The 17,728-nt window shown below is 36.8% G+C and carries 11 protein-coding genes and 1 tRNA gene; 5 read left to right on the forward strand and 7 right to left on the reverse strand.

Features of this window, described 5'->3' with window-relative positions; translation table 11 throughout:
• Position 1 precedes the first annotated feature (1 nt).
• A complete protein-coding gene (locus AC27IF_RS12865; RefSeq protein WP_487054743.1) occupies positions 2-1,048 on the forward strand; it encodes an XrtA/PEP-CTERM system-associated ATPase in 1,047 nt (348 codons plus the stop codon).
• 170 nt (positions 1,049-1,218) lie between these two features.
• Positions 1,219-2,055 carry a PEP-CTERM sorting domain-containing protein gene (locus tag AC27IF_RS12870; RefSeq protein WP_487054744.1) on the forward strand — a complete coding sequence of 279 codons (837 nt, stop codon included), beginning with the start codon at positions 1,219-1,221 and terminating at the stop codon, positions 2,053-2,055.
• A gap of 373 nt (positions 2,056-2,428) precedes the next feature.
• Here the strand turns inward: AC27IF_RS12870 and prsT are convergent, their stop codons facing one another.
• From prsT to prsK, 3 genes are read right to left on the reverse strand one after another with little or no spacing between them, the layout of a single operon-like run.
• On the reverse strand, positions 2,429-5,239 hold the full coding sequence (gene prsT, locus AC27IF_RS12875; protein ID WP_487054745.1) for an XrtA/PEP-CTERM system TPR-repeat protein PrsT: 2,811 nt from the start codon (positions 5,237-5,239) through the stop codon (positions 2,429-2,431).
• Between the two features lie 31 nt (positions 5,240-5,270).
• Positions 5,271-6,620: a PEP-CTERM-box response regulator transcription factor gene (prsR, locus tag AC27IF_RS12880; RefSeq protein WP_487054746.1), complete on the reverse strand. Its 1,350-nt coding sequence runs from the start codon at positions 6,618-6,620 to the stop codon at positions 5,271-5,273.
• A gap of 50 nt (positions 6,621-6,670) precedes the next feature.
• Positions 6,671-8,695, reverse strand: coding sequence for an XrtA/PEP-CTERM system histidine kinase PrsK (prsK, locus tag AC27IF_RS12885; RefSeq protein WP_487054747.1), 2,025 nt, complete (start codon positions 8,693-8,695; stop codon positions 6,671-6,673).
• A gap of 268 nt (positions 8,696-8,963) precedes the next feature.
• On the opposite strand from prsK, the gene AC27IF_RS12890 reads away from it, so the two are divergent.
• The 3 genes from AC27IF_RS12890 to AC27IF_RS12900 all read left to right on the forward strand — a co-directional run bounded on the left by AC27IF_RS12890 (position 8,964) and on the right by AC27IF_RS12900 (position 11,990).
• Positions 8,964-9,575, forward strand: a complete 612-nt coding sequence (locus AC27IF_RS12890; RefSeq protein WP_487054748.1) for a hypothetical protein — start codon at positions 8,964-8,966, stop codon at positions 9,573-9,575.
• A 335-nt stretch (positions 9,576-9,910) separates the two neighbouring features.
• Positions 9,911-10,828: an HprK-related kinase A gene (locus AC27IF_RS12895; RefSeq protein ID WP_487054749.1), complete on the forward strand. Its 918-nt coding sequence runs from the start codon at positions 9,911-9,913 to the stop codon at positions 10,826-10,828.
• Positions 10,829-10,871: 43 nt separating this feature from the next.
• Positions 10,872-11,990 (forward strand): nucleotidyltransferase domain-containing protein, encoded by a 1,119-nt coding sequence (locus AC27IF_RS12900; protein ID WP_487054750.1) that lies wholly within the window; start codon positions 10,872-10,874, stop codon positions 11,988-11,990.
• A gap of 67 nt (positions 11,991-12,057) precedes the next feature.
• On the opposite strand, the gene AC27IF_RS12905 is transcribed toward AC27IF_RS12900, so the two are convergent.
• The 4 genes from AC27IF_RS12905 to AC27IF_RS12920 form a co-directional block, all read right to left on the reverse strand.
• A complete protein-coding gene (locus AC27IF_RS12905) occupies positions 12,058-15,123 on the reverse strand; it encodes an efflux RND transporter permease subunit (RefSeq protein ID WP_487054751.1) in 3,066 nt (1,021 codons plus the stop codon).
• A gap of 6 nt (positions 15,124-15,129) precedes the next feature.
• Positions 15,130-16,164 carry an efflux RND transporter periplasmic adaptor subunit gene (locus AC27IF_RS12910; protein WP_487054752.1) on the reverse strand — a complete coding sequence of 345 codons (1,035 nt, stop codon included), beginning with the start codon at positions 16,162-16,164 and terminating at the stop codon, positions 15,130-15,132.
• A gap of 128 nt (positions 16,165-16,292) precedes the next feature.
• Positions 16,293-16,367: transfer RNA gene (locus tag AC27IF_RS12915), tRNA-Arg, on the reverse strand.
• 80 nt (positions 16,368-16,447) lie between these two features.
• Positions 16,448-17,701, reverse strand: coding sequence for a diguanylate cyclase (locus tag AC27IF_RS12920; RefSeq protein WP_487054753.1), 1,254 nt, complete (start codon positions 17,699-17,701; stop codon positions 16,448-16,450).
• Positions 17,702-17,728: the final 27 nt, after the last annotated feature.

A 17,728-nucleotide genomic window follows, 5' to 3' on the forward strand; every position in this document is an offset into this window, starting at 1 on the left:
TATGTACGAAAGTTACTATGGTTTCACCGAACGACCTTTTCAGTTAAGCCCCGACCCTAGGTTCTTTTTCGCCACTAGCCACCATCAAAGAGCACTCTCTTACCTGCAATATGGTTTAGATCAAGGTGAAGGGTTTATTGTTATCACAGGGCCAATAGGTACAGGTAAAACGACTATTGCGCGGAATTTATTATCGACAATAGGAGATGAAAACATAGTTGCTGCACAGTTAGTCACAACTAAGTTATCACCTGACGAATTACTCGAACTAGTCGCTTCAGAGTTTAATATTCCCTTAAAAGGCAACAGTAAAGCTGAGGTTCTGCAAAGTATTGAGAAATTTTTAATTCAGCTACATCAGCAAGGGAAAAGAGCTTTATTACTGGTAGATGAAGCCCAAAACTTACCAGCAGAGACAGTAGAAGAATTACGCATGTTATCTAATTTCCAATTAGATGATAAGCCATTAATTCAAAGTTTTTTACTTGGACAAGAAGAATTAAAAGACATTATACAAGCGCCAAATATGGAGCAATTTAGGCAACGAATTATTGCCTCTGCCCATTTAAAGCCTTTAAGTGTTGAAGAAGTAAAGAATTATATTAATCACCGCTTGCAGCAAGCAGGATGTGAAAAAGAACAACTCTTTTGTGATGATACCTTTGATTTAATCCATAAAAAGACTCTAGGAGTACCTCGTAAGATCAATATCTTTGTTGATCGACTCTTGCTTTATGGCTTTTTAGAAGAATTAAGTAATTTCAACCTAGATGCCATTAATGATGTTGCCGAAGAAATGTCAGTTGAACTTACCGGCTCACTAAATGGTAAGAAGCTTGAAAGTACCGAAGGCAGTAACCAACCTTTAGTCGTTAACTCAAGTGAGAATGTTGAAAATATTAAAGATGTCTTACGTGAAGTTGAGGAGATTCTAGAGTCTTCAATTAAAGAAAAAGTAAAAATGGCTCGTTATGTTGATAAATTACTCAAACAAAAAAACCGCGAGTATGCCAAAAGCCAACTAGCGTCATCAAATGATGCAAAGTAGTTAAAAGCAGTGTTTTTACTGTCAGTTTCTTTTACAGTTCCAAAGTTTTCATAACTTAACAAACTTAGAAAAACAACAGTAAAGTGTTGATACAAAAATAAATTAAACTTCTGGCTCAGTTATTGCTTTAGACTGACCATTAAAGATGTATAAATAAAGGATTCAGTAAAGTGAAATTAATTCAAATCATTACAATCTCCGCAGCCCTTTTCGGTTCAATAACGTTTGCTAATGCTACAAGCTCAAATGTTGTGGGCTGTGTTAATCAAAGTGGTGATTATAGTGATAATGCTTACGACATTAACAACACAGCTTGTCATTCAACAGATCGTTGGCAAAAACTTGGCTCTTCTTGGACTGCCGATAGCAACACAGAATCAGCACCTTCAACAAATGATGGTGTTACTTGGAGAGTTAAAACTGCTGGTGGAGTATGGAGTGACTACGGTACTGATAATGAAATAGCAGCAGGTGATGAAGTTCAATTCAAGTTTGATGTAACTCGCGCAACAACTGGTAATCATCAATATGATAACTTGAAAGCTTGGGTTGATTGGAACCAAGATTCTGTTTGGAGTGAAGATGAAGACATTATTGATGTTCAATGGGATAAAAACCTAGACTCTGAAGGTAATATTGAAACAGCAATCACACAAGCTGATGAAGACGATAAAGCTAACGGTGTTTGGGAAGCAGCATGGAATCGCGATCTAGGCGATTGGAATAGTAAAGACACTGAAGCCAGTTTTTTCAGTGGCATATTCACTATCCCAGATACGCTTTCAGAAGTTTTACTTCGTGCTAGAGTCGTGTGTGAGAATTCATTATCTAAATATTCTGATGGTTATAAAATGGTTTCTTACGGATTTCAAGATCAAGGTGAAGTTGAAGATTACCGTTTAGCGGTTGTAAATAAAGTAGCGAATCCAATCCCAGAGCCTTCAACTGTATTAGTTTTTATGCTTGGGTTAATTGCTTTGGTTGTAAATCGAAAGCGTCTAAATTAATTTAATAAACCTTAAGTAAATTTGAAACCATCTAACTTTATTGAATTAAAGTTAGATGGTTTTTTATTTCTAGCTAGTCAAAACATCCATATCCACCAATTGATTAGTCATAAAACTGTTTAGGTGAACTTTGTGCCATTACGTATAAAGAAGTGCTCACATAGAATGGCATAGGCGACGTTAGAACAAGCAATAGGTGTAACTATATACTCACTCTCTTTTACTAACATCGTGACGTTATCATGGTGATCTGTGCATTCCCAATAGTGAGTTTTAAAGGCTTGTCTAAAGCCTTTAAAACTCACTAAGCGATAACTTTCTTATATGGATTAATATTCTTATATGCTTAAGTTACTAATCTAAAATAACTTGGCTAATTGAGGCTAAGCAATAACGCTTTTGCTAATTTGTATTCCGGAAAGGTATCAGCCAAGTTTACAACACTGTTTAATAACTGCTTTGCTTCAGCTGGACGATTAAGTTCAACTAACGCATAAGCAATATGATACTTAATAGCAGGGTTTAACGAGGATTTAGTGTAAGCCTGTCTAAGATATGACAAACCTTGCTTTGCATCTCCTGAAAGCACTAATGCCCAACCAAAGGTATCAACAATTTGAGGAGCCAAAAGCATATTATAAGCCTGTGTAGAGACTTCAATAGCCTGCTGATAGTCTTTGTCTATCAGATATATTTGAGCTAGGTTATTAAGCGCCCAAGCGCGTTTGTTTGATGGTATATCAGCGATAATCAATTGTTGATATTGAAACTTTGCCTTTTGATAGTGCTTTCGGTCAAATAATTGATCTGCTAATACATGCCTTTGTATGGCGCGCTCTGGATACTTATTAACTATGGACTCTAATTGAGCTATTAATTTATTTGATAATGCGTCGCTATCACTTACCTGCACTAGCTTCATCAAAGCAATAACATTATTATCATCAATATTTAACGCGCTGAGATAATATTTAAAAGCTTTATCTTGCTTTGATCTTGCAACTTCGATATCCCCTTTTAATATTTCCAAATAAACATTGTTTTTAAAACCAGACCTTTCAGCTTGCTTAATTATAGCTGCTGCCTGGCTCAGTTTATTCAATTTGGTTTTAATTTTAGTAGTATAAATAATTACAGGTAAGGCTTTAGGAGCAAGGCTGTAAGCAGTGTCTAAACTTTCTTCGGCACTTTCTAGCTCATTAATTTGTCGTTGTAATTGACTTAGAATCACTAAATTACGAGGATCATCACTCCATAAACCAAATAAAATATTTAATTGATGTTTAGCATCTTCAAATTCATTTAAGGCGATTAAGTTTTTAGCTTTGATCAAGAGAGCGCGTGAGTTTAACCTATCGTTTTGCAGTAAGACCTTAGTCACAGATAAACTTTTATTAAACTGCTGTTCTGAATAATATATATTAGCCAATTTATTCAATGCTTTAAGGCGGTAATTTTCATCTTTACTTTTGGTTTGACGCTCTAAAATTGCTATTGTTTCTTCTGTATCTCCCGCGTCATGAGCAATTTGAGCCAGCACAAACCAACTTTCACTATCATTGCTATCTTCATTCACTAGTGACAATAGTATTTTCTTAGCCTGCTTGGCATTATCTTGATTAAATAGCATGTATGCATAATTAAATCGCACTTGCCTGTCGTTAGGGTGTTTTTGATGTAAGTTAACGATAACCTTTTCTGCTTCACTAAACTTCTTTTGGGCAATAAGAATACGCGTGTACAGTATTTGATATTCGATTGATTCTGGGGATAAGTTTAATAATAATTGCGCATAATTAGTGCTCTTATCAAATTGTTTTACTCGAAAAGCTGTGGTTGTTAACATGTGCTGGTATTGAATACTGCTAGGAAACTTTGCAGCTTCTAACAAAGCTAAAGCCTTTTCATCTTGCCCTTTTCTACTTAAAACTTTTGCCGTGAGCAATATCACTGACTCATCTTTTTTATGTTGCTCTTGCAGTGCATCTAATACATATTCAGCTTTAAATGTTTTATTAAACTGTAGATATAATTCAGCCAATACCAATACATAATCTTTATTTGAAATTAAGCCCGCTTCATAGTTCGACAGTAACTTTAACGCTTGATCTGCTTGGTTTAGTTTCAAATAAACATCTGACAATAGCACCACTGCACTAATATCTTGTTCATCATCTAATTGATTAATATAAATACGAAACTTATTTTTAGCCTGAATCCAATCTTCCTGCCTATAACTGCTCATGGCATCTATAAATAGTATGTGAGGCTGGGATAACTTATAGCTTTCATCAATAGCAGATATTTGGCTACTGAGCTTCACCAAAACCTCTTTAGCTAATTGTTTTTTATTTAACTCGTTAAGTATTCGCCCCTTCATTAACTGAGCTTGTAAAGCTCTAGGGTTAATTTGGAGAATTTCATCAGCTATCTTATTAGCTTGCTCATACTGGTGCTGGGAAATATGGTTGGAAGTAATTGAGCTTAAAATGGCAATATTATTCGCATCTAACTGATTAGCTTTTGCTAAGAATTTATTTGCCGCCACTAATTCATTCTCTTTACTGGCGAGCTGCCCTTTAACATGCCAAAAACGTGCATTTTCTTGAGAAATAGCTTCTGCTTTAGTTAATAAACGTTCGGCGGCTAAATATTCACCTTGAGCAATATGTATAGAAGCAAGCTCAATCATAGCTTCACTATGATTAGGGTTTGTTGTTAATACATCTAAGTATAGTTTTTTAGCATCTTGATTTTTAAATAAGCCGCTATAAGCTTTAGCTTTAAGTAGCTGAACAGATAATATGCTGGCACTATGAAGTTGCTGACTTTCATCTAGTTGTAAAACACCATTATATTTACCCTGCAATAACAACGCCCTGCCTAGCGGCTCAACAATTAAATTATAGTCCGCCCCATCTAACAGCGCATCGTTAAGCTCTTGCTCTGCTATCGAGTATGAATGCTGTTTAATTAATACTTCCGCCAACAATAATTTCGCAGGTAAATTACTGTTATTCTCTTTTAAAGCATTTTTTAAGTGAATTAACGCCGCATCAATATCATGCTCATAATAAGCCTGAATAGCTGCTTCATAGTTATCTACTTGCGCCTTAGTAAAACAAGAAAAAAAAATAATACTTGTTATACCAACAAGTGTTGATAGCTTTTTTAAAAAAATCATTAATAAATGTGCCTTTTACTTCATATTAATATTAAGTATTAATACGGATTTCGTATTTTTCTATTAACGAATACAACGTAGGTCTAGTGATACCCAATAGCTCTGATGTTTTCGACATGTTGCCTTCGGTTAAAGCGTAGGCTTTTTGAATGGCTACGGTTTCAGCGCTTTCTCGCACGGTTCTTAAATTCAATGACAACTCATAAGCCTTATTTTCTTGATCGTAAAAACCTAAGTCAAAAGCAGTCACTTGCGTACCTGTGGTCATAATAACTGAAGATTTCACTTTATTTTGCAATTCGCGAATATTCCCCGGCCAACGATGACTCTTTAATGCTTGCAAGCCATCATCTGAAAATGACTTTACGTTACGCTTATATTCAGCAGCATATTGTTGCAAAAAGAAGTTCGCGAGTATTAAAACATCTTCGTCTCGGTCTCTAAGTGGCGGAATATTTAACGTTATTTCGGTAATACGATAAAATAAATCTTCACGAAATTCTTTATTAGCTACCATTTCTTCAAGGTTTTGATTGGTCGCACACACAACCCGTACATCAACCGGGATCTCTTGACGTCCACCCAATCGTTCAATCACCTTTTCTTGTAAGAATCGTAATAACTTAGCCTGTAAGTTAAAGGGCATATCGCCAATCTCATCAAGAAATAAAGTGCCTCCTTGAGCACACTCAATTTTACCTAAAGTGGTTTTATGAGCACCGGTAAATGCTCCTTTTTCAAAACCAAACAATTCGCTTTCTAATAAGGTTTCAGGAATTGAAGCACAGTTAATAGCGATAAAAGGTTTACTTGCACGATTACTAACCTTATGTACGGCCTTAGCCGTAACCTCTTTACCAGTACCACTTTCGCCTAACAGCAAAGCAGTAATTTCCGTCGGAGCGATACGCTGTACCATGGTACGTAAACGATCGATACTTTCACTGCTACCGATAATGCCTGAATCTGCGCCGGCCACAGATTTCATCGAACGATTATCGGTTTCTATATTAGACAAGCTAAAAGCACGTGAAATAATGACATTAATTACATCGGCATCAACAGGTTTTTGATAGAAATCATAGGCGCCCATTTCAATCGCTTTCAGGGCATTGGTTCTATCATCGTTACCGGTAATAACAATAATTTTAGTATGAGGGGCAATAATTAAAATTTCTTTTAATGCCGCTAATCCTTCTGAGGCATTAGCCTCATCTGGCGGCAAGCCTAAATCAAGCGTAACAACTTTAGGCTCATAACGTCGTACTGCTGCAATAGCACTTTCTCTGGTGTCTGCCAACACCACATCATAATCTGACAAACTCCATTTAAGTTGTTTTTGTATTCCAGGGTCATCATCAATAATTAATAATTTTTCCATAGCTTAGCTATATCCTTCTGTAATTCAATCCGCTTATTTATCCATGTTAACTATTCAGCTGGAATAGTTAAATGAAAAATACTACCTTCATCTTCAAAACTTGTTACTTGCATAGTGCCGCCCGAGCTTTCTATAAATTGTTTAGCCTCATAAACACCGATACCCATACCGGCATTACCTTTGGTCGTATCAAAAGGCTTAAACAAACGGTTTTTTATAAAATCACTCGACATACCACAACCATTATCTAAAACAGCTAGGTGCAAATTATCTGCAATAAGCTCTGCTCTGATTTTTACCCAGCCATCATTTGGAGTGGCCTCTTGAGCATTTTGTACTAAGTGATTCATTACCGAGTGAAAGGTTTCTTCATCAATAACAGTTTCGATTTCTACTGACACTTCAAGGGTGACGTTAGGCAAAGCAATATTACGCTGCTTGGCAACTTTTTCCATTAATTGATTAATGCTAACACGCTTTTTACTGGACTCAGCCACTTGCTTATTACGAAGCTGGTTCAACACTTTATCAAGCCGACCCGTTGCTGAATCTATGGTTTCAAAAACATCATCAATAAAAGCAGGATTATCTCTGTGCCGCTTTGCGTTCGCATTAATTAAACCTAGTTGTGCTTGAATATTTTTCAAATCATGCACTAAAAACGCCGACATCCTGTTAAAAGCATCGAACTGTTTAGATTCCGCTAACTTATCATTAGCTTCATTGAGTGATAAGTAATTACTCAGTTGCTTTGAAATGGCAAACAAAAGATCTCTATCTTCCCAGTTTAATAGGTTCCGTCCTTTCGGTAGCGCCAGTAAAAAGAAGCCCCAAATGTGGTCGTCTTTGAATATAGGGATAATAATATCAATATTTTGAGAGCGACAAAACTCTATATTTAATTCTAAATCAGGGTAACTATTTTCTACACTAGCATACTCGCGAACATCTATGATCCAACCATATTTTTGACAAAAATCATCTGCTGCAGATAAGTTGTGCAATTGCCTATTCTCAATATCAAAATCTTGCTGATATAACACCTTATAAGCGGCAATAGAGGCTTTACTAATGAGCGCCCCCTGCTCAATATTCAGTGTTGAACAAATTATATTAGTCGCACTTTGATAGTAATTATCATTATTTGAATGGCTTAATTGATCAATCGATTTTAACCACTCAATACGATAATCATATTTATTAGCGAAGAAATGCTTGGTGATGAAGACTTTAACTTCTCTACGTAATTTTTCAGTCACCAACAAGGCTGCCAGTACTGTTCCACCTAAAATCACGAAGGCGATACTAACCACATCTCCCCAGGCGCCACCAAAATAATTAATCACATAGCCAGCGAGAGCGAGTAGCAATAAATACAAGCCAGATATAAGCAACATAGAGCTATAAAACACGACATCTCTAGAAACAAAAACATTCACCGACCAGGTTTTAATGCGGCGAGTACTCATTAATATCAACGGCATACCAACAGCCGCAATAAAGCCTCTCGCATACCAATAGCTAAAGTCTAATTGGTTAACTAAGGCCGCTTGAGCAAAAAGCACAAAATCAAAAACTGTGCTCATACCTAGGGCAATAATTAGTGACCACAAGCCCCATTTAACTTTAACATCTGCATTTCTATACAGCTGCTCTAGTAACACCATCAACCATAAGTTTAGTAATAGGAACAAGGAGAATAAGTATTTAGCACCTTGTGGTTGGGATAGCGCGCCTAGCCAACATAGCACTGATAACACCAACCAAGTGAGTAGGTATTTCTTGATTTTAGGCTCGTGCAAGGCCGCTCGAATTGAATGAATATTGTTTTGAGTACAAAGGACCAGCAAAGACCAAATAGCAACTTTAAACGTTTCAATCAACAACACTGTATGCAAAGTAAAAGCTTGATCTATTTGAATAGCCGCAGCAACTGATGCAGATAAAACAAAAATACTCGCTAGCAGAACTAAGCGACCAGATAGTGTATTATTACGTGCGGCGAGTAATAATAGGATAAAAATAAGATAGGCAAGACTTGCCAATATATACCCTGAAATACCGATGAGTGCCATGAATATTATTCCTGTTTTTATTCTTGTAATGGCTATAAGTGAATGACATTGTACTCACTCAGTAAAGATTATTCGACTAATGTAAGGATAATTTACACATTAAGATTAGAGTAATGCAGAGACTGTCGCAACATATTGTTTTAAATGCATTTAATCAAGTAGGCATAAAAGCTGCAGTTAGTCACAGATATTGATATAATCATTGCTGTTTGTAAAAATAGCTGACAGTAAGTTAGTTACAGCTAAAATTTAGAAAAGGATGAATAAGATGTTAGAGCAAGATAATAACTCTACGGAGCAAAGCAAAACAACTGTAGAAGTTTCTGCCACAGATGCAAGACGTGGTTTTTTGAAGAAAGCCGCGATCGGTGCCCCTATTGTTATTGCTAGCTCAAGCAAACCTGCATGGGGTGCAGCTTGTATGTCGGGTATGATGTCCGGCAATGTTTCAGATCATGGTGCTCAATGTAACTTAAGAAGTGGTAGAAGCCCTCAAGAGTGGAAAAATGACAAAATTGGCGCTAAAAACTGGCATTGGATAAACAACACCAAACCTCCTCAAGGGCAGCGAACAAGAAACAAAATCAAAGCTATCTATCGAGACCATTATAAGAAATATTATGTCAATATTTCTGGTACGCTTCACTACTCAAATTTCCGTAGTAATGATCAGCTCTTCGGTGACAATATATCGAGAAACCTAAGAAATGGTGACTTATATACTAAACAAATCACTGCTGCATTCCTAAATGCTTCTTTGCAAGCACCACTAGGTTATGACTATTCACCTTCAGATGTAAATGAAATAGCAGATGCTGTAGAAATGGGAGATGCTGATGCAGATAAAGTAGGTAATATGTTGGCGGATATACACGCATAAAATATCACCCTATAATATGTACTTTAAAAAGGTCAATAACTTAATCACTAAGTTATTTGATGAGCATATCATTGTGTTTGACCCGAATACAGGTCAAACACACTGCTTTGATAGCAATGTAAACCAACTACTTAACCTGTTATCTTCAGAAACACCAAACTCCCATTCAGTATTAGAAAAATTTTTCATGCAAGATTGTCCTGAGGACGAAAAGACTATACTCAGTAATTATATTCAGGATATGATTAATAACCTTTTAGAATTAAAATTAATTCACTCTTACTCATAAAGATTACTGTCAGAGTTTTTGTATTAATGAAATAAGACAAATCGTCGTGCCTAAAACACTTACCCTTAACAGCCTTAACAATAGTGAAATATCACAACAACTTAAGAATAATGGTTTAGTCATTGCCGTTGGTCCGTTTGTTTTTTGCATAAAATCCCCCTTAGCTAGCATTGCCAATAACGTACAAAATATTTATGGTAACTTCCCACTGCTAAGCCAAGATGATTTAATTGATTTTTATGTCACGGTCAAAATGCCTAGTGGACTACGTCGATATATCAAACCACAAATACATTTCTATTGTGATGATTACAGCCCCTTTCTCCCATTGCCTGCTAGTCAAGCTTTTCCACTATTAGAATGGGGCATGAACTGGTGTATCGCTCAACATGCGCATCATTATTTATTATTACATAGCGCGGTTTTAGAAAAAAATGGCAAGTCTATAATTTTACCAGCCCAATCTGGCTCAGGTAAAAGTACATTATGTGCCTTATTAGCTTTAAATGGTTGGCGATTATTATCTGATGAAATGGCATTAATAAATTTAAAAACAAATCAACTACATGCCCTTGCTCGGCCCATAAGCTTAAAGAACGAATCAATTAGGGTGATCCAAAACCAGCCACAGAATACTGTCTTTGGAGAAATAGTTGATGATACTAACAAGGGTACTATTAGCCATTTAAAACCTTCATCACAAAGTGTTGCGCAAGTATCAGATACCGTCGCGCCATTTGCCATCGTCTTTCCAAAATTTACGCCTAATACCCAATTACAGGTGCAGGAGTGTGACAAAGCTACTGCATTTATGAGTGTTATAGAAAACAGTTTTAATTACAGTGTCTTGGCTGAGCCTGGCTTTAATGCTGTTGCCGACTTAATCGATATCGTTCAATGCTATACGCTTACTTATAGTGACACAGAGCAAGTATTAGCGTTTTTTGAGGAGCTAGCCAATTAACATACCAGCCTCATTACTCATTGAAGTATTACGCAGCCCAAAGTTGATTAAGAACTTTAATAACCAAGATTGGAACTTATTGTTACGCCAAGCGAGCAGCGCAAAAATACTTACACGCATTGCAGATAGCATTGATGCAGCTAATCTCACAAGCTTAGTGCCTGAAAAAATACTCAATCATATCAATAGCGAACAAGTAAAAGTCGCTCATTTACACACTCAAGTGAGTCAAGAAGTACAAGAGTTAAATGAACTCTTTAATAAATTAAACATCAAGGCTATTTACCTTAAAGGCGCAGCCTATTTATTAGCTGGATTACCTGTAGCCAATGGGCGAACTTTTTCTGATATCGATATCTTGCTTGAGCAAGATGATATTGCCAAGGTAGAAATAGCGTTAAAATGCCAAGGTTGGAAATCACAAAAAACCGATGATCACGATCAAGCTTATTACCGCGATTACATGCATGAAATACCGCCTATGCAAAATATTTTACGTGGTACTGTGATAGATATTCATCACAATATTTTACCCGTATGTAATGACAATAAAATTGAGATAGGTTTACTGAGTACTGGAGCATTGCAGGTTAATAAGTTAAGCAATGTAGAGACTGCTAGTTATGTATTAGCACCGGCAGCAATGTTTTTACATAGTGCCATACATTTATTCCATGAAGGTGAGTTAGAACAAGGACTTCGCGGCTTATCTGATCTTGATATATTGTTGTGTCATTTTGAATCGCAGGAAACTGATTTTAGTCAACAACTTATCGACTTATCAGCCAGTATAAACCAACAGCAGTCATTATTTTATGCTTGGCGCTATTTACAGCTAATTCTACAAAGGGGCTTATCAGAGACTGCTCAAAAATTTATCGATAATTATCAAGGGCAGATACGCCATCTTACAAATGCTGATTTTATCTTCACCCAGTTACTTGACGTTCATCATAGTACAACGACTTCTTGGAAATTTTCTATCGCCTGCCAGCTTGCCTACTGGCGTGGTCACCTACTTAGAATGCCACTTAAGCTACTGATACCTCATTTAGTGAAAAAATCTTGGTTAAAGCTGACAGAATTTAAAAAAGATGATCTTACTATGCCTCACAAAGTTGATGCCAAAGACCCTAGATTTCAACCCCAAGAAGAAGACTAACTAAGGTCAGTCTTCTTAGTCGATTCAAAGGTGAAAAGAACACCTCCATCGAAAACAGCATTACTCTTTAGCGTTTATCTAATGCTTTATCTCTAGCAAAGGTATGCTCTTGCTCATTGCGAGTAAAAAACTGCGTTAAAACCGGTACTAGTAAAAAACTGGATATTGCAGAAACACATAAGCCGGAAATTAACACCACACCTAAGGGTTGCCATAAACCACCTCCGAGTATCGTTAAAGGTAGCAAACCAACAATTGTCGTTAATGTTGTTAGTAGAATAGGTGTAAATCGGGTCACACTGGCACTTATAATGGCATCTAAGGTGTCAAATCCACCAATGATATTCCTATTGGTGGTATCAATTAAAATAATGGCGTTGTTAACCACGATACCAAATAAGCTAATAAGACCAATGAAGGCCATCATAGAAAAAGACAAACCGGTAATATACAAACCAATAACAGAGCCAGCCATAGCAAAGGGTATTGAACTAAAAATAATAATAGGCTGTAAAAAGGATTTAAACTGTAAAACCAAAACGCCAAAAATACCAATAGCTGTTATCAGCATTATTTGCGCTAGACCTGAAAATGACTCTTGTCTTGATTCTTCTTCTCCACCCAATGAAAAATACATGCCTTGCGGTAATGAATAAGCTTCTAAATAATCTACCATTTTTAGGGTGAGCTCATTGATTGAAAACCCTTTAGCAGCATCAGCAGATACTTTAGCCATACGTAATTTTTGATAATGAAAAAAATCAGTTTGGCCTTTCTTCAAGCCCATAGTGACAATTTGTTTTAACGGTATATCCTCTCCTTGATGATTATTAATATAAATATCAGTTAAACCATCTACGTCAGGATTATTTTTGCGCACGACAATAGGGTAGTCTTCACCATTAATATCATTAAATCGGCCAATATCAGTGCCAGAAAGGATGGTTTTTAAAGTATTGTCTAAGGTATTGATATCAACACCACTTAAGCCAGCTTGGTCATAATCTATCTTGAGCTCTAACTCGGTGTTTGCTAAACCAATCGGATTATCGATATTAATAATCCCGTCGGTTTCAGCCATCTTCGCCGCCAAATCATTAGCCACTATTTCTAAATCTTCTAGAGATTCGCTCATCAAACGTATAGAAATAGGCTGATCTGTGACTGGTCCTTGCGTGAATTCTTTTACTTTTATATTAGCTTCTGACCAGCTTAAAAACTCCCTGCGCAAGGTACTGACAAGCTCTGTAGATTTTTCCCCATCAAACTCATCTAACACCACTAAAATTTGTCCATAAGTAACACGGCCACGCTTAGGTATTTCATTGTAGTAAATACGCGGATTTGAATTACCTACGTTTAGCGCCACTTTAGCGACTAAAGGCTGTTTTTCAACATGAGCTGCAACTCGTTTCATAACATTATCGGTATGAGCTAGTGAAGAATTAACCGGTGTTTCCACATCAATCAATAACATCGGTTTTTCAGCTCGTGGGAATAAACTTACTCCTACTTCACTAAATAAAGAGAACATCATGAATAAACACGCAGCTGCAATAGCAACAACAATCCATCGAAATGCCAACACTTTTTGTAAAAACTTCTGATACAGCCCCTCCGCAAAAGCGTTTACATAATGTTGTAAGGTTTTAATTTTTGAGGGTTTTAATGTAAAAAAATGACTGGCGATTAAAGGCGTTAAAGTGAGCGCAATAAATAATGACGCTAAAAGTACAAAAACGACAGTAACAGGCATGGAGCGAACAAAATCACCAGTACTACTACTAAGCATCAACATAGGTAAAAATGCTAACATAGTAGTAATAGTACCGCTTGTTATCGCCCAGCCGACTCTAGCCGTACCGACTTTAGCCGCTTCATTTAAATTAGAACAAAAGCGCTTTTCGCGATGAATACTTTCCGTTACCACAATCGCATTATCAACCAATAAGCCTAAGGCGATAATTAAACCAACGATAGACATCTGCTGTAAGCCAAAACCAGCAAAATCTAACCAACCAATAGCGATTAAAAAAGACAATGGAATAGCGGCTATAACCACTAAAGACTCTCTTAGCCCTAAAAACAGCAGTGCCAGTAAGCCCACTAAGACTAAGCCTTGCCCTAAATTATCGAAGAAACCATTTACTCTAGTTTCTACGCTGTCTGCTTGCTGAAAAATAACCGCTAATTTAATCTGATCTGGCAAGCTTTCCTTAAATGCTTCAATTTCTTCATTCATTTGCTCTGTTAAAGTAAAAATATTACTACCAAAACGCTGTTCTGCGGTAATGAATATTACAGGCCGGTTATCATAATAGGCAAGGTAGCTTGGCTCCCTATCCGTAAAAGCAACTGTAGCAACATCTTTCAAACGTAAAACAAAGCTATCGCTTGATGAAACTACGGTATTAGCCAGTTCATCAATATCTTCAAAATTACCGCTACTTTTAACATTAAACCGGCGCGTATTAGCATCTACAAAGCCAGGAGCAATATTAACTGCTCGTCCTTGTAACGCTTTATTTATATCAGTTACTGAAATGCCATAATGTTGGAGTAAATCTAGATTTAAGTCGATGCCAACAATCTGCTGTGGGTAACCCCAAATATCCGCTTTTCTTAAGCTTGCTATCGTTTCTAAACGTTTTTCTAATTGTTTTGCGTAAAATTCTGTCGTTTTATAATCATTAGGCTCACTCCACAAAGCAAGCTGCATAATGGCGACACTGCTAGGCGTTGCCTTTAATACCAATATTTGTTGAATGCCTATGGGCAAGTCAGGTTTTACGGTGGCTATGGCTTGTTTAATTTTATTAAAAGCCGCCTCTGCGTCGGTACCATAAATGAAAGTAACAGTAATTCTGGCTGCACCATTGCGTATTTCAGACTCTATTTTCTTAATGTCAGCGATATCAGCGATTTCTTCTTCCAGAATATCCACAACCAAAGTTTCAATATCACTAGGGGAGGCTCCGGGATAAATCACTTCAACCAGTGTAATGGGAAGGTCAAACTGAGGATCTTCAGAGCGTGGCATATTTAAATATGACACAATGCCTACTAAAACCAATAAAGTAACAACAGTTATCGTAAATTGGGCGTTTTTTATCGCTAAGCTAGGTAACTTCATTGGTCACTATTGCTCGCTTTCATTTAGCGACAGCTTATTCCACCCTTGGGTGATTACAGCTAGCGAAGGTGAGTTTTCATGAGCTTGTAAATACAAATACTCATTGTCTATTTTATAGATGGCATAAGACTCTTGTACGGGCTTATTATTTTCCTCGACAGCTATTAATGCTTGGCCACTTTTATCCACGGCATTAAGCGCCTCGATAGGTAGTCGATAAACGAAATCCTGACTTTGAGCATAAATAAGAATTTGTGCGAGTTGTCCAACAATCAAGGGGCGAGTAAAACTCGTTGCCGGTAAAATCACTTCAATATTAAACAGATGGCTTTGACTGTCTGCCATCGCTGGAATTTTACTAATCTTTCCGTCGATAAGGCCAAAGTGCGCTAAGTGAATCTTTACTTTCTGATTAACATGAACAAACGAAATTTCTTCTCCGGTCAAGGCAACACTTACAATTAAATTATTATCTAAAGCTGCTACTTGTAATGCTACTTTACTGGGTGATTGTAATTCCCCAAGCTCTGTGTTTCGCCTAACAACAACACCATTAAAAGGAGCAAACACTTGCGCTTTATCAACATTGTAAAAAGCGACTCGATAAGCTGCTCTTGTTGTATCTACGGCCGTAAGAGCATCATCTAATTCCCGTTGTGAGCTCAGACTTTTATCCAATAAGGTTTTAATACGGTTTACATTTCGCTTAGCCTGTAATAATCGAGCATAAGACGCATTTTTTTCTGCAATAAGCTCTTCCGTATCTAAAGCGGCTAGCAATTGCTTCTGGTTAAAGATATCACCTTCATCAACATTTAATTGCGTTAAAAAGCCGGCACTCTTAAAGGAAAGATTAACCGTTCGCTTGAAATTAACTTTACCTGAACGTTTAATCACTTTTGTGTATGGCTCAGGAGAAATTTCGGATAGCTGATACCCCTCACCAACCATGTTTTTAGCGCTGCTGTTAAAGCTTAATAGGCATAACAGACTAGTTAATACCAATGAAGGAAAATTTTGGTGACGTAAATTTTTAAACAAAAAGGGATAATGTATTTTCATTGCAATAAAATAGTAATTTATTCAACAGGCTATTGAGTATAGTTACTACTTTAGGCAGTTTTTTCAATAAAGTACATTATTTATTGTATTAGGGCTAAACAATAAGATGGCGCTCCCGGCAGGAATCGAACCTGCGACTTAGACTCCGGAGGTCCACGTGATATCCACTTCACCACGGGAGCGCTTAATGAGGCAGGGATTCTATTAAAAATAACGCCGTATTGCTAGTGACTTGCTAAAGAAGCTTTAATAAAAAGCCTCTTTATTCTTCAGAGCCAGATATTACCACCTGGTTGCGACCATGCTCTTTGGCATAATATAAGGCATTGTCAGCTTCATTCATTTGTTTAGACAGTTCCTCTTTACTATCAAATACAACACCGGCACTGATGGTAATAGAGATGTGACTATCGCCAACAGGTAAGGATGAGATTGAAATATCACGTCTCAAGTCATCAAGCTTATTATAGAGTTGGTCATTATCAAGACCATGCAATAAAACTGCAAACTCCTCTCCCCCGAGTCGTGCGGTTAAGCCTGAGCCAAAGTGTTTGCGTAAATAAAGTGCTAATAACTTTAAGATCTGATCACCAGCATCATGGCCATAGGTATCATTAACCTTTTTAAAGAAGTCGATATCAATAACAGCCAAGCAATGTGGGATATTACGTTTTGCATATTCAACAATACGTTGGTTAGCATTGATGAAAAAAGCGCGACGATTTGATAACTCTGTTAAATAGTCCGTATTGGCGGCATATTGAATTTGAGCAATATTATTTAAGCTTTCTATATTTTGAGTAATCCGACAATAAAACTCTTCTGGGCAAAATGGCTTACGTAAAAAGTCATCAGCACCATTTTTAATAAAGCGAGCCGAATGAATACCATTTTCAGCGCCTGAAATGCCTATAATAGCTAGTTGCTCACGAGAATATTTCTTACGTATTTCATTAGTCAGCTCAATACCATCCATCTCTGGCATTTCTAGATCCGTTATCACCATTTTAATGGCTTTATGCTGCTTTAATTTTTCTAAAGCTTGCACACCATTATTCGCGGTAAATACAGTGAAATTACGTCGTTTTAATAATTCAACAATATGGTTACGTGCAGCCGAAGAATCATCAACGACCAAAATAGAGTTATCACTATTGGTTTGTTGCCAATGTAATACACGTTTCAAATATAAGAACGCTTGGCTATTTTCTTTAGGGATGTAATCTATAACAGGTTGTGCAAGAATTTTTTGTCTTGTTTCATCATCCATTTTTCCCGTCATTACCACACTTGGAATGCCATTAGATAATACACAAGCAATAGCTTCACCATCATTTGCATCTGGCAAAGCATAATCAACAGTTGCCGCAAAAAAATCAGTATCTCCAGATAAAATCTCTTCTACTTGCGCTAATGTCGTTGCTAACACAACATCATAATTTAGCGATTGCGCAATCTGCTTTATAACTGTGGCAATGGGTTTACTGTCTTCTACTACTAATAATCGTTGTGCCATAAATTTTACCACCTTAATATAATTACC

This window comes from Colwellia sp. KS18-150 (genome assembly GCF_057551365.1).